Source organism: Peteryoungia rhizophila (genome assembly GCF_004912145.1).
Lineage (GTDB): Bacteria > Pseudomonadota > Alphaproteobacteria > Rhizobiales > Rhizobiaceae > Allorhizobium > Allorhizobium rhizophilum.
The window spans coordinates 505,999-524,287 of sequence record NZ_STGT01000003.1; the positions used below are offsets into that span (position 1 = coordinate 505,999).

17 protein-coding genes are annotated in these 18,289 nt (G+C 61.1%); 1 reads left to right on the forward strand and 16 read right to left on the reverse strand.

Annotated elements, in window-relative coordinates; all coding sequences use genetic code 11:
- Positions 1-93: 93 nt before the first annotated feature.
- Positions 94-297, forward strand: coding sequence for a hypothetical protein (locus E9677_RS13600; RefSeq protein WP_136558610.1), 204 nt, complete (start codon positions 94-96; stop codon positions 295-297).
- Positions 298-306: 9 nt separating this feature from the next.
- Here E9677_RS13600 and E9677_RS13605 read toward each other — a convergent pair whose 3' ends face one another.
- The 16 genes from E9677_RS13605 to E9677_RS13680 form a co-directional block, all read right to left on the reverse strand.
- Positions 307-996, reverse strand: a complete 690-nt coding sequence (locus E9677_RS13605) for an ABC transporter ATP-binding protein (RefSeq protein WP_136558611.1) — start codon at positions 994-996, stop codon at positions 307-309.
- Between the two features lie 14 nt (positions 997-1,010).
- Positions 1,011-2,318, reverse strand: a complete 1,308-nt coding sequence (locus tag E9677_RS13610) for a lipoprotein-releasing ABC transporter permease subunit (RefSeq protein ID WP_136558612.1) — start codon at positions 2,316-2,318, stop codon at positions 1,011-1,013.
- 64 nt (positions 2,319-2,382) lie between these two features.
- Entirely contained in the window at positions 2,383-3,705 is a 1,323-nt protein-coding gene (gene proS, locus E9677_RS13615; RefSeq protein WP_136558613.1) for a proline--tRNA ligase, read from the reverse strand.
- Positions 3,706-4,214: 509 nt separating this feature from the next.
- Complete coding sequence (locus E9677_RS13620) at positions 4,215-4,487, reverse strand: DUF1467 family protein (RefSeq protein WP_136558614.1); 273 nt, start codon at positions 4,485-4,487, stop codon at positions 4,215-4,217.
- Positions 4,488-4,640: 153 nt separating this feature from the next.
- Positions 4,641-5,045, reverse strand: coding sequence for a methylmalonyl-CoA epimerase (gene mce / locus E9677_RS13625; protein WP_136558615.1), 405 nt, complete (start codon positions 5,043-5,045; stop codon positions 4,641-4,643).
- A gap of 55 nt (positions 5,046-5,100) precedes the next feature.
- Complete coding sequence (locus E9677_RS13630; RefSeq protein ID WP_136558616.1) at positions 5,101-6,768, reverse strand: ribonuclease J; 1,668 nt, start codon at positions 6,766-6,768, stop codon at positions 5,101-5,103.
- Positions 6,769-6,786: 18 nt separating this feature from the next.
- Complete coding sequence (locus E9677_RS13635; RefSeq protein WP_136558617.1) at positions 6,787-7,554, reverse strand: biotin--[acetyl-CoA-carboxylase] ligase; 768 nt, start codon at positions 7,552-7,554, stop codon at positions 6,787-6,789.
- The gene (gene nuoN, locus E9677_RS13640) at positions 7,551-8,996 is read right to left on the reverse strand and encodes an NADH-quinone oxidoreductase subunit NuoN (protein WP_136558618.1); all 1,446 of its coding nucleotides are present in this window, start codon (positions 8,994-8,996) and stop codon (positions 7,551-7,553) included. Before nuoN ends, E9677_RS13635 begins: the two co-directional genes overlap by 4 nt.
- 18 nt (positions 8,997-9,014) lie before the next feature.
- The gene (locus E9677_RS13645; RefSeq protein WP_136558619.1) at positions 9,015-10,526 is read right to left on the reverse strand and encodes an NADH-quinone oxidoreductase subunit M; all 1,512 of its coding nucleotides are present in this window, start codon (positions 10,524-10,526) and stop codon (positions 9,015-9,017) included.
- On the reverse strand, positions 10,526-12,520 hold the full coding sequence (gene nuoL, locus E9677_RS13650; RefSeq protein WP_136558620.1) for an NADH-quinone oxidoreductase subunit L: 1,995 nt from the start codon (positions 12,518-12,520) through the stop codon (positions 10,526-10,528). The genes E9677_RS13645 and nuoL overlap by 1 nt, the downstream gene beginning before the upstream one ends.
- A gap of 7 nt (positions 12,521-12,527) precedes the next feature.
- A complete protein-coding gene (gene nuoK, locus E9677_RS13655; RefSeq protein ID WP_136558621.1) occupies positions 12,528-12,836 on the reverse strand; it encodes an NADH-quinone oxidoreductase subunit NuoK in 309 nt (102 codons plus the stop codon).
- A gap of 29 nt (positions 12,837-12,865) precedes the next feature.
- A complete protein-coding gene (locus E9677_RS13660) occupies positions 12,866-13,480 on the reverse strand; it encodes an NADH-quinone oxidoreductase subunit J (protein WP_136558622.1) in 615 nt (204 codons plus the stop codon).
- Between the two features lie 152 nt (positions 13,481-13,632).
- On the reverse strand, positions 13,633-14,124 hold the full coding sequence (gene nuoI / locus E9677_RS13665; RefSeq protein ID WP_136558623.1) for an NADH-quinone oxidoreductase subunit NuoI: 492 nt from the start codon (positions 14,122-14,124) through the stop codon (positions 13,633-13,635).
- A gap of 39 nt (positions 14,125-14,163) precedes the next feature.
- Entirely contained in the window at positions 14,164-15,207 is a 1,044-nt protein-coding gene (gene nuoH / locus E9677_RS13670) for an NADH-quinone oxidoreductase subunit NuoH (RefSeq protein ID WP_136558624.1), read from the reverse strand.
- 12 nt (positions 15,208-15,219) lie between these two features.
- On the reverse strand, positions 15,220-17,301 hold the full coding sequence (gene nuoG / locus E9677_RS13675) for an NADH-quinone oxidoreductase subunit NuoG (protein WP_136558625.1): 2,082 nt from the start codon (positions 17,299-17,301) through the stop codon (positions 15,220-15,222).
- A 142-nt stretch (positions 17,302-17,443) separates the two neighbouring features.
- Entirely contained in the window at positions 17,444-18,280 is an 837-nt protein-coding gene (locus tag E9677_RS13680; protein WP_136558626.1) for a 5' DNA nuclease, read from the reverse strand.
- Positions 18,281-18,289: the final 9 nt, after the last annotated feature.

An 18,289-nucleotide genomic window follows, 5' to 3' on the forward strand; every position in this document is an offset into this window, starting at 1 on the left:
CGGTCGGGATTTTCGGCTTTTGCGGTTGCGAAGTCCAGAAAGAAGTCGGGCGGCAAAGCCTTCCTCACCAGCTTTGCCGCCCGGGAATGTCAGATGGCCATCATCAGCAGAGTCATGCTGGATACGAACACGGCCATCGAGGCAAATGCAGCAACGTCGCGAAGAATTTCGGTCATTTCTGTCTCCTTGTCCCTTTATGTTTTTATTTTGTTCCCTTCTTGTTCCAAAGTCAACCCAAAAAAACCGTGCGCCCCGGCGGAACAATTTCCGCCGGGGTTTAAGAAGACTCAGACTTGAAGGGTGAGGTCAGACCTCGAATTCGACGACCTTGCCGTCCACCAGGGTCACACAACGGTCCATGCGCCGCGCGATGTCGTGATTGTGGGTCGCGATCATCGCCGAAAGGCCCGACTGGCGGACCAATGCTTCGAGGGCGGTGAAGACGTAGCTTGCGGTCTCTGGATCGAGATTTCCGGTCGGTTCGTCGGCGAGCAGCACCAGCGGCGCATTCGCGACTGCACGGGCGATCGCCACGCGCTGCTGTTCGCCGCCCGAGAGTTCGGACGGGCGGTGGTCGGCCCGATGCCCGACGCGCATATAGTCGAGCAGCTGCTTGGCACGCTCGGCAGCTTCCGGCTTGGCGAGGCCGGCGATCAACTGCGGCATCATCACGTTTTCCAGCGCCGAGAATTCCGGCAGGAGATGGTGGAACTGATAGACGAAGCCGACCGATTTCCGGCGGATCGCGGTGCGTTCCTCGTCGCCGAGCTCCTGGCAAGCGACCCCACCGACGGTCACTTCGCCACCGTCGGGATGCTCCAGCAGGCCGGCGACATGCAGTAGCGTCGACTTGCCCGTGCCGGAGGGTGCGACCAATGCCACGGTCTCGCCCGTTCTGAGGGTGAAATCAGCACCTTTGAGAATCGAAAGCACAGTCTCGCCCTGGCCATAATGGCGATCGATGCCGGCAAGCGAGAGAACCACGTCTTTTGCCATGAGTTTCGGCATCCTCATTCGTAACGCAGGGCCTGGACGGGATCCAGGCGCGAGGCCCGCCAGGCCGGAAATATGGTGGCCATGAAGGACAGGCTGAGCGCCATGACGACAACAGAGATCGTCTCGCTCATGTTCATGTCGGCCGGCAGCTGGCTCAGGAAGTAGAGTTCGGGATCGAAGAGTACAGTCCCCGAAATCCAGGAGAAGAACTGACGGATGCTCTCGATGTTGAGACAGACGATCACACCCAGCGCGACGCCGGCCATGGTTCCGACCGTGCCGATCGCAGCCCCCGTCATGAAGAAGATGCGCATGATGGCGCCCGAGGTGGCCCCCATGGTGCGCAGGATCGCGATGTCGCTCGCCTTGTCCTTCACCAGCATGATGAGGCCGGAGATGATGTTGAGTGCCGCCACCAGAACGATCAGCGTCAGGATCATGAACATGACATTGCGCTCGACCTGCAGCGCCGAGAAGAAGGTCTGGTTGCGCTGGCGCCAGTCGGTCAGGAAGATCTGCCGGCCGGCGGCTTCCTCGATCAGCGGGCGCAGCTCGTCGACCGCGTCCGGATCCGAGATAAAGAGCTCGATCGACTGAACGATGCCTTCGACATTGAAATACAGCTGCGATTCCTCGAGGGGCATATAGATGATCGAGGCGTCATATTCCGACATGCCGATCTCGAAGATGCCCGAGACGGGATAGGACTTCACCCGCGGGTTGACGCCGAGCGGCGTGACATCCCCCTCGGGAGAGACGAGCGTGATCGTGTCCCCTGCGGAAAGGCCAAGTTGGGCCGCCATGCGAGATCCGATTAACACGCCCTGCCCCGTGGCAAAGCCGACCAAGTCGCCGGAGCGGATATTGGACGAGACGACCGAGAGCTTGGTGAGATCATCCGGCCGGATGCCTCGGACGAGTGCACCAGTGCCGGCGCCTTCGCGACCCGAGGCAAGGGTCTGGCCCTCGACGAGCGGCAGCGCCATGGTGACGCCGGGCACGGCGGCGAAGCGTTCGGCAAGGCCGGCATAGTCGCTCAACGGCTGGTCGACCGCCTGGACGATCATGTGGCCGTTGATGCCGAGGATGCGCGAGACGAGCTCCGTCCGGAATCCGTTCATGACCGCCATGACGATGATCAGCGTCGCGACACCGAGCATGATCCCGATGAAGGAGAAGCCGGCGATCACGGAAATGAAGGCTTCCTTGCGCCGGGCGCGCAGGTAGCGCCAGGCCACCATGCGCTCGAAGCCGGAAAAGGCCTTAGCGGATGCCGCCTTGCCGGGTGCTGCCGTCTCGTTGCCAGCGTCCGTCGTCGCCATGGTCTCTCCTTGCCTCGGGATCGCGATCTCGGTCACCCACCTCGTGTCGGCTGAGGCTGATGCCTCAAGCCGTCAGCTTGTTGATCGCCGCCTCGATGGTCAGGGTCTCGCGGGCGCCGGTCTTGCGATCCTTGAGCTCGACCTCACCAGCCGCAACAGCCCGTGGGCCCGCGATCACCTGGACCGGAACGCCGATCAGATCGGCCGTCGCGAATTTCGTGCCGGCGCGATCGTCGGTATCATCGTAGAGCACATCCTTGCCGGCGTTCTGCAGGGCGGCATAGAGACGCTCGCAGGTCGAATCGCAGGCCCCGTCGCCAGCCTTCATGTTGATGACAACGGCATCGAAAGGCGCGACCGAGGCCGGCCAGATGATTCCGTTCTCGTCATGCGAGGCTTCGATGATGGCGGGAACAAGGCGCGTCGGGCCGATGCCGTAGGAACCCATGTGGACAAGGTGCTCCTTGCCGTCTGGTCCCTGGACCTTGGCGCCCATCGGCTCGGAGTATTTGGTGCCGAAATAGAAGATGTGGCCAACCTCGATGCCGCGGGCAGACAGGCGATCGCTGTCCGCAATCGTATCGAAGGCTGCCTCGTCATGCATTTCTGATGTGGCGGCGTAAACCGAGGTCCACTTGTCGAAGATCGACTGCAGGCCGTCGACATTGTCAAAGTCGGTATCGACCGAGGGAATGTCGAAATCGACGAAGCTCTTGTGGCAGAAGACTTCCGATTCACCGGTATCGGCCAGAATGATGAACTCGTGGCTGTGATTGCCGCCGATCGGGCCGGTGTCGGCACGCATCGGAATGGCGCGCAGGCCAAGGCGATCGAAGGTACGAAGGTAGGCCACGAACATCTTGTTGTAGGAATGGATCGCATCAGCCTGGGTCAGGTCGAAGGAATAGGCATCCTTCATCAGGAATTCGCGCGAACGCATCGTGCCGAAACGCGGGCGGATCTCGTCGCGGAACTTCAGCTGGATGTGGTAGAGGTTGAGCGGCAGGCTCTTGTAGGACTTGACCGACGAGCGGAAGATGTCGGTGATCATCTCCTCATTGGTCGGGCCATACAGCATGGGGCGATCTTGCCGGTCGCGAATGCGCAGCATTTCCTTGCCATAATCCTCGTAGCGACCGCTTTCCTGCCAGAGCTCGGCCGACTGCAGGGTCGGCATGGAGAGCTCGATGGCGCCGGCGCGGTTCTGTTCTTCGCGGATGATGGCGTTGACCTTGTCGAGCACGCGCTTGCCGAGCGGCAGCCAAGAATAGATGCCCTGGCTCTGCTGGCGGATCATGCCCGTCCGCAGCATCAGGCGGTGGGAGACGATCTCGGCTTCCTTGGGGTTTTCCTTCAGGATCGGCAAGAAATAGCGCGACAGACGCATAACGAATTCCAGATGGTTGTCGATGCCGCCAGATCAGGCGGAATCAGCGATTGAAACGGGTTGTCAGGAAGCGTTCATAGCCGGTTGAACATGAGAAGAAAACCCGCAAGCGCCGTTCGCCCTCCTCGCCCACAGAGGGATATCCCAAGCGGCGGCCGATGGGCGTAACCGCGTCGGTCCGGAGCGGAGAAACTCTGCAAATCCGGTCATTGCATGACCTTCATAAGACAAAATCCGCATCAGAATTTTTTTTGGATGAGTGTAACAATTCTGCAAGATTCAGGGGTGACAACGACCATCGTTTGGGCTAGGTTCAGCCCATAAAAGAGGCAGGGAGTACAAATCTTTGCCACACTCGCGGTCAAGTCTTGGGAGGATCAGATCTCGGCGCGCCAGTTCGCAGCCCCTTAAATGGTGAAGGATCACGCGATGATTTGGAACAAGGTCTTTGGACCTTGTTTTTTTTTGCCTTGCATTCTGGACGGCCCGTTTCAGGGACGTTCCAGGCTTCAGGAGTCCAGGCCCGGCATGATGACGGGGAGGTCATCGAAGCCAATCCCGAAATAGGTGCCAGCGACATACCAAGCGCCATAGATCAGCCCGGAAACCACCGTGTTCAGCAGGAAGATCCGCACCGCACGAAAACGGGTGGGCGCGCTTGCAACCGTTCCCGGCACAACGTTCTGATCCTCGTCCTGGGTCCGCAGGCCGATCGGTAGGACGGCAAACAAAGTCAGCCACCAGATCACAAAATATACAGCCAGTCCCGACAGGATCGACATGATGTCTCACTCCAGACTTGATCAGACACGAGCTCACCCGCCCGAACCGTTCGTCACCCTATAATCGCGGAAGCCGTTCGGCACAAAGACAAAAGCGTCGCAGGGCTTCATGCCGCCCGATCAACAAGACTTCAGCATTTTGTGATTGCTGCGTCAGACCTGCTCGAGCTCGATCAGCGTGCCGAAGAAATCCTTCGGATGCAGAAAGAGCACCGGTTTGCCATGGGCGCCAGTCTTCGGTTCGCCGCTGCCGAGCACGCGGGCTCCGGTGGCCGCAAGCTGGTCACGGGCGGCCAGGATGTCGGTCACCTCGTAGCAGATGTGGTGCATGCCGCCCGACGGGTTCTTGTCCAGGAAGGCCGCAATCGGGGAAGCTTCGCCGAGCGGCTCCAGGAGTTCGACCTTGGTGTTCTCAAGCTCGACGAAAACAACCGTCACGCCATGCTCTGGCAAAGCTTGCGCCTGGGACACCTTGGCGCCCAGCGTGTCGCGGTAGCTCGCGGTTGCAGCGGCGAGATCCGGAACGGCAATGGCGATGTGGTTGACGCGGCCGAGCATGACTTCCTCCTGACTTTGCGGGCAAAGATTAGGTCATCCCTGCCCGCGTCGTCCCTCAGACTTTGGTCAGGAAAACCGTGACGATCGGTTTCTTGCCCCAGACCTCGTTGGCCGTCGAGCGCACCGCACGGCGGACAGCTTCACGGACAGTTTCCAGATCCTTGCGGCGGCTGCGCGGAATGCTCTCGACGGCGCCGAGGACGGCATCATACAGCGTGTCCTCCATCAATTCGCCCTCATGGTCGAGTTCGGGCAGACCAAAAGCCACGACATCGGGGTCGCCGAGGAAATCAAGGCGGCTGTCGAGCAGTACGCTGACGGCAACGTGGCCGACATAGGAGAGCTTCTTGCGGTCGGCGATGCCCATTTCCTCGATGTCACCGACCAGCCTGCCGTCCTTGTAGACGCGGCCGAAGTGGGCCTTGTCGATGACTTCGGCCGGGCCCGGCGCAATGCGCAGCATGTCACCGTTGCGGACGCGGGGAACCGTCGGGACGCCTGCCTGGAGCGCCAGTTCCGTCTGCGCCACGAGATGGGCAGCTTCGCCGTGGACGGGCACGAGGATCTGCGGACGTACCCATTGATACATCTGGAGAAGTTCGTTGCGGCGCGGATGGCCCGAGACGTGCACCAGAGCATCGCTGTCGGTGATGATGTGCACGCCCTGTTCGATCAGGCCGTTCTTGATCTCAAGGATCGCCTTTTCGTTGCCGGGTATGGCGCGTGAGGAGAAGACCACTGTGTCGCCAGCGGTGAGCGCCACATTGCGCATCTCATCACGCGAGAGCTTGGCGAGCGCTGCACGTGCCTCGCCCTGGCTGCCGGTCAGGATGACGACAACCTTGTCGCGCGGGATGAAACCGTACTCGTCCTCGGCGATGAACGGCCGAATGCCCTCCATGATGCCGATGTCCTGGGCGACATTCGTGACGCGCTTCAGCGAACTGCCGAGCAGCAGCACCTCGCGGCCCGCCGCTTCCGCCGCCTGAGCGATCGAACGGATACGTCCGACATTCGAAGAGAAGGTGGTGATCGCCACGCGGCCTTCGGCGGCCTCGATGATCTTCTGCAATCCAGCCGAGACTTCTTCCTCTGACGGGGAGACCCCGTCTCGGACGGCATTGGTCGAATCGCAGAACATCGCCAGCACGCCCTCGTCACCGACGGCGCGGAAGCGGGCTTCGTCCGTCAGGGGGCCGAGCGATGGATTGTGATCGATCTTCCAGTCGCCCGTATGGACGAGATTTCCGAGCGGCGTGCGGATCACGAGCGACATCGGCTCCGGGATCGAGTGGTTGACGCCGATCGCCTCAATTTCGAAGGGACCGACATTGATGCGGTCGCCCTGCTTGAAGGGTGTGATCGGTATTTCGGCGCGCGAGCCTTCGTAGTCGCGCTTGGCTTCCAGCATGCCGGCGGTGAAGCGCGAGGCATAAACGGGAACGTTGAGGCCCGGCCAGAGGTCGTTCAGCGCACCATAATGGTCTTCATGGGCATGCGTGATGATGATGCCCTTGAGATTCTTCCTCTGCTTCTTGATGAAGCGGATATCGGGCAGGACGAGGTCGACGCCTGGCAGATCGGGACCGGCAAAGGTCACGCCGCAGTCGACCATGATCCATTCGCGATTGGACGGCGGACCGTAGCCGTACAATGCGAGGTTCATGCCGATTTCACCCACGCCGCCCAGCGGCAGGAAAACCAGTTCGTCGTTCTTGGCCATTCTTCTTTCCGATCCAGTCTACCCGAAAAACACATCTCCAGCGGCGACCGACATTATTCCGTCGGGGCCCCGGTCGAGCAATAAAATTCCCTTATCATCGATTCCGGAAAATATACCGGAAATCGAGCGGTCCGGCAGGTTCACCGTAATTTTCTCACCGATGCCACAGGCGACACGGCGCCAGCGCCGCACGATCTCTGCAATGCCCCTGCCCTCGTCCCAGAACGCTAAAACCTCGGCCATCTCGGCAAAGAGACGGGCGAAGAACTCCGGCGCCGAGACCGATACACCCTGATCTGCGAGCGAGGTGACCGGATAGAGCGTCAGGTCCGGGCGATGGGCGATGTTGATGCCGATGCCGATGGCCAAAGCCATGCGCCCATCCGTGACGCGCTCGGCTTCCAGCAAAATACCCGAGGTCTTCTTGCGGCCGATCAGCACATCGTTCGGCCACTTGATCTCGACCGGTTCACCACTGGCTGGCATCACTGACAGCACGGCGGCATGCACGGCGACAGCGACGGCAAGCGGCAGCGAGCCGAGTTGTTCTGTCGGCGCAGGATCGATCAGCAGCAGTGACGAATAGAGGTTGCCACGTTCCGATACCCAGGGACGCCCGCGGCGGCCGCGGCCACCGGTCTGGCGTTCAGCCGTCAGCCACAGAAAACCGGAATCGCCCGCGCGAGCGCGGGCGAATGCCTCCGTATTGGTCGACGAGACTTCGTCGAGGGCTTCGTGCCGGAAATCGTCGAGCGAAATCCGGCGCGGTCTTCCGAGGCTGGTCAATTAAACAACGTCTTTGCTGCTGCCTCCGCAGCGGTCCCGAGCGGGCCACCGAAGAGGACGTAACCGACCACGAAGAGACCGGAGAGACCGAAGACGAGACGCAGTTCGATCGAGGTGCGAGCGAACTCACCCTTGGGTTCGTCGAACCACATGACCTTGATGATGCGCAGGTAGTAGTAGGCGCCGATGACAGAGGCCAGAACGCCGATGATGGCGAGCGCATAGAGCTTCGCTTCGATCGCGGCAACGAAGACGAAATACTTGGCGAAGAAGCCTGCGAGCGGCGGAATACCGGCAAGCGAGAACATCAGCGCCGTCAGCACGAAGGCCATGAAGGGACGCGTCGTGGAAAGGCCAGCGAGATCGTCGATGTTCTCGACATTGCCGCCTTCCTTCTGGCGCATCGCCATGATGCAGGCAAATGTGCCGAGCGTCATGACCAGGTAGATCATCATGTAGAGCAGGACGCCGGCAACGCCGGTGTCATTGCCGGCGGCAAGGCCGACCAGCGCGTAGCCCATGTGACCAATGGAGGAATAGGCCATCAGTCGCTTGATGTTCTTCTGGCCGATGGCCGCAACCGAGCCCAGCACCATCGAGGCAATCGCGATGAAGACGACGATCTGCTGCCATTCGGCGAAGATCGGCAGGAATGCGTCGATGACGATACGGACGAAGATTGCCATGGCGCCGATCTTCGGAGCAGCCGCCAGGAAGGCGGTGACCGGCGTCGGGGCGCCTTCGTAAACGTCCGGCGTCCACATGTGGAACGGAACGGCCGAGATCTTGAATGCCAGACCGGCGAGGACGAATACGAGACCGAAGATCAGGCCGAGCGAGGGTTCACCCTGCGACAGAACGGCGGAGATCTGTTCGAAGCCGGTATTGCCGGTGAAGCCGTAGACCAGGGACATGCCGTAGAGCAGCATGCCCGAGGAGAGCGCACCCAGGACGAAATACTTCAGGCCGGCTTCCGTCGAGCGCAGGCTGTCGCGGTTGATGGCGGCCACGACGTAGAGCGCGAGCGACTGCAGTTCGAGCGCCATGTAGAGCGTGATCAGGTTGTTGGCCGAGATCATCAGCATGATGCCGAGGGTCGCGAGTACCAACAGGACCGGGAACTCGAACTTGTCGAGATGGTCGAAACGGGCATGACCGACGGCCATGATCATCGCTGTCACCGAACCGATGAGCGCAAGGATCTTCATGAACTTGGCATAGCCGTCGGCGATGTACGCACCGTTGAAGGCCTGGCCCTCGGCGCCCGAGAAGACGAGCCAGGCGCCGGAGAAGATCAACAGCGCAATCGCCAGGCCCGTGACGACACTGTTCGACCGATCGCCCGAAAACACGCCGATCATGAGCAGCACCATGGCGCCCACGGCCAGGATCAGTTCCGGCGTGACCAGATGCAGGCTAGCAATGAGAGTTTCAACGGTCATGTCCAAAGGATCCTGTCGTCAGTTCGCAATCAGCGCCAGGGACTGGGCTGCTTGCAAGGCTGCGGAGTAGTTGTTCACCAGATTGTCGACGGAGGCTGCGGTCGCATCAAGGATGGGGGCCGGGTAGACGCCGAAGAAGATGGTGAGTGCGATCAGCGGGTAGAGTACGAGCTTTTCGCGGGCATTGAGATCGAGCATGCTCTTCAGGCTCTCCTTTTCGAGCGCGCCGAAGACGACCCGGCGATAGAGCCAGAGTGCGTAGGCTGCCGAAAGGATGACGCCGGTCGCGGCGAAGAGCGCAACCCAGGTGTTCACCCGGAAGATGCCGATGAGGGTCAGGAATTCGCCGACGAAGCCCGAGGTCCCCGGCAGGCCGACATTGGCCATGGTGAAGACCATGAAGGCCAGCGCATATTTCGGCATGTTATTCACGAGGCCGCCATAGGCCGCGATCTCGCGGGTGTGGAGGCGGTCATAGATCACACCGACGCAGAGGAAGAGGGCGCCGGAGACGAAGCCGTGGCTGATCATCTGGAAGATCGCACCCTGCACGCCCTGCTGGTTGGCGGCAAAGATACCCATGGTCACGTAACCCATGTGGGCGACGGATGAATAGGCAATCAGCTTCTTCATGTCTTCCTGCATCAGGGCGACCAGCGAGGTGTAGACGATGGCGATGACCGACAGCGTGAAGACGAAGGGCGCGAAGAAATCGGAAGCCAGCGGGAACATCGGCAGCGAGAAGCGCAGGAAGCCGTAGCCGCCAAGCTTCAGGAGGATGCCTGCCAGGATGACGGAGCCTGCCGTCGGTGCCTGAACGTGGGCATCCGGCAGCCAGGTGTGCACCGGCCACATCGGCATCTTCACCGCGAAAGAGGCGAAGAATGCAAGCCATAGCCATGTCTGCATCTGCGGCGGGAAGTCGTGCTGCAGAAGCGCTGCGATATCGGTCGTGCCGGCATCCCAGTACATCGCCATGATGGCCAGCAGCATGAGCACCGAGCCGAGCAGCGTGTAGAGGAAGAACTTGTAGGATGCGTAGACGCGATCCTTGCCGCCCCAGACACCGATGATGATGAACATCGGGATCAGGCCGGCTTCGAAGAAGACGTAGAAGAGCACGATGTCGAGCGAGACGAAGACGCCGATCATCAGGGTCTCGAGGACCAGGAAGGCGATCATGTATTCCTTCAGGCGCTTCTCGACCGAGGTCCAGCTGGCGAGAACGCAGAAGGGCATGAGCAGCGTCGTCAGAATGACGAACAGCATCGAGATGCCGTCGACGCCGAGATGATAGGAGATCCCCGTACCGAGCCAGGCATGCTTCTCGACCATCTGGAAACCGACATTCGAATTGTCGAAGTTGATCCAGATGAAGAGCGACACGACGAAGGTGAAGACCGTCGTCAACAGCGAGACGTTCAGGATGTTGCGGCGGCCGAGAGAAGTGTCACCACGGGTCAGCAGCAGCAGCGCCACGCCGACCAGGGGCAGGAAGGTGACCGTCGAGAGAATGGGCCAATCGGTCATCAGAGGGAGCTCCCGAGCATCATCCAGGTAACGAGGGCCGCAATGCCGATGAGCATCGCGAAGGCATAGTGGTAGAGGTAGCCAGACTGCAGGCGGACGACCCGCTGGGTCAGGCCGCCGACAGCCGAGGCAACACCGTTCGGGCCATAGGCGTCGATGGTGGCAACGTCACCCTTCTTCCAGAGGAAGCGGCCGAGCGCCTTGGAGGACCGAACGAAGAGGAAGTCGTAGAGCTCGTCGAAGTACCACTTGTTGAGCAGGAACTGGTAGAGCATCCACTGCTGTTCAGCGAGCTTCTTCGGCGCCGACGGGTTCTTGATGTACATGTACCAGGCGGTGACGAAGCCGAGGGCCATGGCGAAGAAGGGGCTCCACTTCACCCACAGCGGAACGTGGTGGAACTCTTCAAGGATCTGGTTGTCGGGAAGCGTGAAGAGCGCGCCCTTCCAGAATTCGACATAGTGGTGACCGAAGAAGTAGTCGTGGAAGATCACGCCGGCGAAGATCGCGCCAATGCCGAGCAGGAGCAGCGGCAGCAGCATGACCATCGGCGACTCGTGCACATGGTGCATGACATCGGCGGAAGCGCGGGGCTTGCCGAAGAAGGTCATGAAGGCCAGGCGCCAGGAATAGAAGCTGGTGAAGAGAGCCGCGATCACGAGCAACGTAAAGGCAAAGCCGCCGACGGCCGAGTGCGATGCGAAGGCCGATTCGATGATGGCATCCTTCGAGAAGAAGCCGGCGAAACCGATTATCGTGCCGGGGATACCGACGCCAGTCAGGGCGAGCGTGCCGATGGTCATCGCCCAGAATGTATAGGGGATGTGCTTCCGCAGGCCGCCCATGTAGCGCATGTCCTGCTCGCCATCGACTGCATGGATGACGGAACCGGCACCCAAGAACAGCAGCGCCTTGAAGAAGGCATGCGTGAAGAGGTGGAAGACGGCCGCGCCATAGGCACCGACACCGAGTGCCACAAACATGTAGCCGAGCTGCGAGCAGGTCGAATAGGCGATGACGCGCTTGATGTCGTTCTGCACGAGGCCGACGGTCGCGGCGAAGAAGGCCGTGATCGCGCCGACGATCGTGACGATCATCAGGGCATCGGGCGAAAGTTCGAAGACGGGCGACATGCGGGCGACGAGGAAGACGCCGGCGGTGACCATGGTTGCGGCGTGAATAAGCGCCGAAACCGGGGTCGGGCCTTCCATGGCGTCAGGCAGCCAGGTGTGCAGCAGGAACTGCGCAGACTTACCCATCGCGCCCATGAAGAGCAGCAGGCAGGCGCCAGTCAGGGCGTGGCTGCGGTCGAGCTGCATGCCGAAGAGGTTCAGAACAACTTCCGGAGCCGCTGCAGGATCGGTCGGCAGATAGGACTGGGCCGAAGCGAAGATCGTCTCGAGGTTGATCGAACCGAACATCACGAAGAGTGCAGAGATGCCGAGGATGAAGCCGAAGTCACCGACGCGGTTGACGATGAAAGCCTTCATGGCGGCAGCCGAAGCCGACGGCTTCTTATACCAGAAGCCGATCAGCAGATAGGACGCCAGGCCTACGCCTTCCCAGCCGAAGAACATCTGCAGCAGGTTGTCCGACGTGATGAGCATGAGCATCGCGAAGGTGAAGAGCGACAGATAGGCAAAGAAGCGCGGCCGATGCGGATCGTGATGCATGTAGCCGATCGAATAGAGGTGCACGAGGCACGACACCGAGTTGACGACCACGAACATGACGGCCGTCAACGTGTCGATACGGAAGGCCCATTCGACGTCGATACCGCCGGACTGGATCCAGCGCATCACGGGAACCTTGATGACCTCGTGGGCCTCATGGCTCATGGCGACGTTGAAGAAGACGATCCAGGAGAGGACCGCGACGATGATCATCAGACCTGTGGTGATGTATTCCGACGCCTTGGCGCCGATCTGGCGGCCAAGCAGGCCGGCGATCAGGAAGCCGATCAGGGGGAGAAAGACGATAGCCTTGTAGATCATGACCCGATCAGCCCTTCATCATGTTGACGTCTTCGACGGCGATGGAGCCGCGATTACGGTAGAAGACCACCAGGATCGCGAGACCGATGGCCGCTTCAGCGGCCGCGACCGTCAGAATGAACAGCGCGAAGACCTGGCCGACGAGGTCGCCGAGGAAGCTCGAGAAGGCCACCATGTTGATGTTGACCGCGAGCAGGATCAGTTCGATCGACATCAGGATGACGATGACGTTCTTGCGGTTCAGGAAGATGCCGAAGACGCCCAGGGTGAACAGCAGGGCACTGACTGTCAGGTAGTGGGAAAGACCGATTTCCATATTTCTTGTTCCTTGACCTCGTGCTCGGCTCAGACGCCCTGGCCCGGCTTGACCTTGACAACCTTGACGGCGGTTTCCGGCGTGCGGGCGACCTGGGCGGAAATGTCCTGGCGCTTGATATTGGTGCGGTGGCGCAGCGTCAGCACGATCGCGCCGATCATGGCGACGAACAGGACGAGACCCGCGATCTGGAAGAAGAAGACGTAGTCCGTATAGAGCACGTCGCCGAGCGCCTGGGTGTTCTGGCGATCCACTACTGCGGGAATAGGCTGGGTGATCGCATTCAGCGCTTCCGGGCTGATCGTGGTTCCGCCGATGACGACGACGAGCTCGACCGCAACGATGAGGCCCACGAGCGCGCCGACCGGTGCGTATTTCGCAGCCCCTGCCCTCAATTCCGTGAAGTCGATGTCGAGCATCATCACCACGAAGAGGAAGAGGACCGCGACCGCGCCGACATAGACGACGAGCAGGATCATCGCCAGGAATTCAGCTCCGGTGAGGAGCAGAAGACCCGCTGCGTTGATGAAGGTCAGAATGAGGAACAGGACCGAATGGACCGGATTCCGAGCCGATATCACCATGAAGGCCGAAGCCACAGCGACAAAGGCGAAGAGATAGAAAAAGAGAGCCTGAAGACCCATGTTGGTGCCTTTTCATCTTCCCCCGGACGAGGGCCCTGCCCCGCCGCCCGATAAGGCGTGACCGATATCCCCATCGGCACGCCCGTTACAAAATTCATCATGTGCCTCGGCGAAGCCCCGCGCTCCGCCCAAGGCGATCGATCCCGAAGGGATCAGCGGTAAGGCGAGTCGATCGCGATGTTGCGAGCGATTTCCCGTTCCCAGCGGTCGCCGTTGTCGAGCAGGCGTGCCTTGTCGAAATAGAGTTCTTCGCGGGTCTCGGTGGCGAACTCGAAGTTCGGTCCCTCAACGATCGCGTCGACCGGGCAGGCTTCCTGGCAGAAACCGCAATAGATGCACTTCACCATGTCGATGTCGTAGCGCACCGTGCGGCGGGTGCCGTCGTTGCGGCGCGGACCGGCCTCGATCGTGATGGCCTGGGCAGGACAGATCGCCTCGCAGAGCTTGCAGGCGATGCAGCGCTCTTCGCCGTTCGGATAGCGGCGCAGCGCATGCTCGCCCCGGAAGCGCGGCGAAACCGGCCCCTTCTCGAACGGATAGTTGATCGTCGCCTTCTGCTTGAAGAAGTAGCGCATCGACAGAAAGAAGGCGCCAACGAACTCCTTGAGGAAGATCGAATTGATAGCCTGGGTCAGAGCAGCCATCTTGTTCTCCTAATCAGCGAAGTGTCCGGGCGGGCGTCATCACGCCCAACCCATCAGCTTCAGCACGAATGCAGTGATGATGACCATGGCGAGCGAGATCGGAAGGAAGACCTTCCAGCCGAGACGCATCAGCTGGTCATAGCGGTAGCGAGGAACGAAGGCTTTCACCATGGCGAACATGAAGAAGACCATCGACGCCTTCAGCACGAACCAGATGATACCGGGTACCCAGTTCAGGAACCAGACGTCGACCGGCGGCAACCAGCCTCCGAGGAAGAGGATCGTGGTCAGCGAGCACATCAGCACGATGGCGGCATATTCGCCGAGCATGAACATCATGTAGGGGGTCGAGCCGTATTCGACCATGAAGCCGGCAACGAGTTCGGATTCGGCTTCGGGAAGGTCGAAGGGCGGACGGTTGGTTTCTGCTAATGCCGAGATGAAGAAGATCACGAACATCGGGAAGAGCGCAAGCCAGTGCCAGTCGAGGAACGAGGCCGGTAGACCCATCATCGTGCCGAGGCCGTCGTTCTGGGCCAGCACGATGTCGGTCAGGTTCAGCGAGCCGACGCAGAGCAGGACGGTCACGATGACGAAGCCCATGGAGACTTCATAGGAGACCATCTGCGCTGCCGAGCGCAGCGCGCCGAGGAAGGGATATTTCGAGTTCGACGCCCAGCCACCCATGATGATGCCGTAGACTTCGAGCGACGACACCGCAAAGACGAAGAGGATGCCGACATTGATGTTGGCGATCACCCATCCGGCGTTGACCGGAATAACGGCCCAGGTCGCGAGCGCGAGCGTCACTGCGACGAGCGGCGCGAGTAGGAAGACGCCCTTGTTGGCGCCGGCCGGAATGACCGGCTCCTTGAAGACGAACTTCAGAAGGTCGGCGAAGGACTGGAAGAGACCCCAGGGGCCGACGACGTTCGGGCCGCGACGCAGCTGAACAGCCGCCCAGATCTTGCGGTCTGCGAGCAGGATATAGGCGATGAAGACCAGAAGGCAGACGAGCAGCAGCAGGGACTGCCCGATCATGATGGCCGCCGGCCACACATAGGTGGAAACGAAATTATCCATGGTCCCCTGCCCTTACTCTGCCGCGGCCTTAAAATTGTTGCGGGCCAATGCCGAGCACTCTGCCATGACGGCCGAAGCGCGTGCGATCGGGTTCGTCAAATAGAAGTCTTTGACCGGCGACGCAAACAGAGACTTGCCCATCTTCCCGGGTTTTTTCGCCAGTGCAGCAATATCGGCCGAAGAGCCGGCTGCAATCTCGTCGATCTCGGCGATATGCGGGTAGGCTTCATAGAGCAGGCCACGCAGCTGCGACAGCGAATCAAAGGGCAGCTTCTTGCCGAGCACGTCGGACAGTGCACGCAGGATCGCCCAGTCTTCGCGGGCCTCGCCCGGTGCGAAACCGGCGCGGTTGCCCATCTGGACGCGGCCTTCTGTGTTGACCCAGGTGCCCGACTTCTCGGTGTAGGTCGCGCCCGGCAGGATGACGTCGGCATAGTGCGCGCCGTTGTCGCCGTGGCTGCCGATATAGACGACGCATTTGGCAGTCTTCGCGGAGAAATCGAGTTCGTCGGCGCCGAGCAGGAAGACGACGTCGAGCGAAGTCAGCATCTGGCCGGCAGCAACCGCACCTTCGCCCGGCACGAAGCCGAGGTCGAGACCACCGACGCGCGAGGCAGCCGTGTGCAGGACAGAGAAGCCGTTCCACTCATCGGTGATGGCGCCGACATCGGCTGCGAGCTTGGCGGCGTTCGCGAGAACCGCCTTGCCGTCGGCACCCGTCAGGGCGCCCTGGCCGATGATGATCATCGGGTTCTTGGCGGCCTTCAGCGCTTCGGCAAAGTTGTTCTTGCCGGAGACGAGTTCGGAAAGGGTTTCCGTGCCGGCGCCGAGATATTCGTAAGGGTAACGCAGGTCGCCGCCTTCGCCGATCACGCCGATCGGCAGGCCGCCACGGCGCCAGCGCTTGCGAATGCGGGCATTGAGAACGGCTGCTTCGTAGCGCGGGTTGGCGCCCACGATGAGGATGGCGTCGGCAGCTTCGATGCCTTCGATGCCGGTATTGAAGACATAAGTCGAGCGACCGAGCGACGGATCGAGTGCCGTCCCATCCTGGCGACAGTCGGTATTCGAAGACCCCAGAGCGTTGACGAGCGACTTCAGCGCGAAGATTTCTTCAACGGAAGCAAGGTCACCGGCGACTGCACCGATCTTGTCAGCTGAGGTCGAGGCAACGGCCGACTTGATGGCGGCGAAGGCTTCGGCCCAGCTTGCAGGCTGCAGACGGCCATCCTTCTTCACATAGGGGCGGTCGAGACGCTGGGTCTTCAGACCATCCCAGATGAAGCGGGTCTTGTCGGAGATCCACTCTTCATTGATCTGCTCGTTGACGCGCGGCATGATGCGCATGACTTCGCGGCCACGCGTATCGACGCGGATCGCTGAACCCAGCGCGTCCATGACGTCGACCGACTCGGTCTTGTTCAGTTCCCACGGACGGGCCGTGAAGGCGAAGGGCTTGGAGGTCAGCGCGCCAACCGGGCACAGGTCGACAACATTGCCCTGAAGCTCCGACGACATCGCCTGCTCGAGATAGGTCGTGATCTCAGCGTCCTCGCCGCGGCCGATCAGGCCGAGTTCGGCGATGCCGGCGACTTCGGTGGTGAAGCGGACGCAGCGCGTGCAGTGAATGCAGCGGTTCATCACGGTCTTGACCAGCGGTCCGATATACTTGTCTTCGACGGCGCGTTTGTTTTCGGTGTAGCGCGAGCTATCGATACCGAAGGCCATGGCCTGGTCCTGCAGGTCGCATTCGCCACCCTGGTCGCAGATCGGGCAATCCAGCGGATGGTTGATCAGCAGGAATTCCATGACGCCTTCGCGGGCCTTCTTGACCATCGGCGTGTTGGTGAAGACTTCCGGCAATTCGCCGTTCGGGCCGCCACGGATGTCGCGCACGCCCATGGCGCAGGAGGCTGCCGGCTTCGGCGGGCCACCCTTCACCTCGACGAGGCACATGCGGCAATTGCCGGCGACCGACAGCCGTTCATGGAAACAAAAGCGTGGAACTTCGGCGCCTGCTTCCTCGCACGCCTGCAACAGCGTGAAATGATCCGGAACCTCGATCTCTTTGCCGTCGATCTTCAGCTTAGTCATATTCGCCTTCCTGCCTCACGCTTCCGCGCATCCTGCCGGGGCATTCCTGCCGCGACTGACAGCCTTTTCCGCACCGGATCAAAAGCCGCCCGATTTATCCCTCAAGCCCGGCGCATCGCCCCCGCGCGGCCGGACACTAGTCTCACTTGCCTGACCGAGCCTTGCCGCCCGCCAACTGGCGCGCCTGGCCTGCCCAGTCGTCTCGCAACACGCGGCCGTCTAGACCCAAATCCTTGTCCAGCGCCGACAGCGCCTTTTCGTCCATGGCCGCCAGGTCCTGGAAGCGGGTGATCCCCCTGCCCTTCAGGACCTGTTCGACCTTCGGCCCGATGCCGTCGATCTTCTTCAGATCGTCGGCCTTGCCAGATACCGTCTTAGGCGCCTTCTTCGGCTTCGGCGCCGGAGCGGCAGCTTCAACCTTGGCCTCGACCTTCGGCTTTGCCTCAGCCTTGGGTGCAGCCTTGGTTTTCGGCGCAGCCTTGACCTTCGGCTTCGGCGTCACCGCGGCCTCGGGCACAGCCTTGGCTTTCGGCGTTGCTGCGGCCTTTGCCTTCGGCGCGGGCTTCGGCTTTTCAACCTTAACAACCGCTGCCTCAACAGGCGCCTTGGCCTTTGCTTTCGGTGCGGCCGGCTTTGCGGCTTTTACCTTTGCACTGGCCTTCGGCGCAGGCGGCTCCGTTCGCGTAACCCCGACTGGCGCTTCCGTCTTCACATCAGGCGCGGCCGCCTTTTCTGCTTCCGCCGCCTTGCGTTCATCTTCAAGCTGGCGTGCGAGCTGGCCGGTCACATCCATGGCGCCCTGGAGGGAGCCGAGGAAGAGCCTGCCCATCTGCGCGGCCATGCCCAGACCAAAGGCCGTGGCAGCGGCCATGGCAGCCGCCGGATTGGAGATGAAGTCGTCGAGACCTTCGGGGGCGCGAGTGTCCGAAGCCTTCTCGTCCGGCCCCTTCTTCCCGCCCTTGTCCGAAGAGCTCGCCATCTTCGTTTC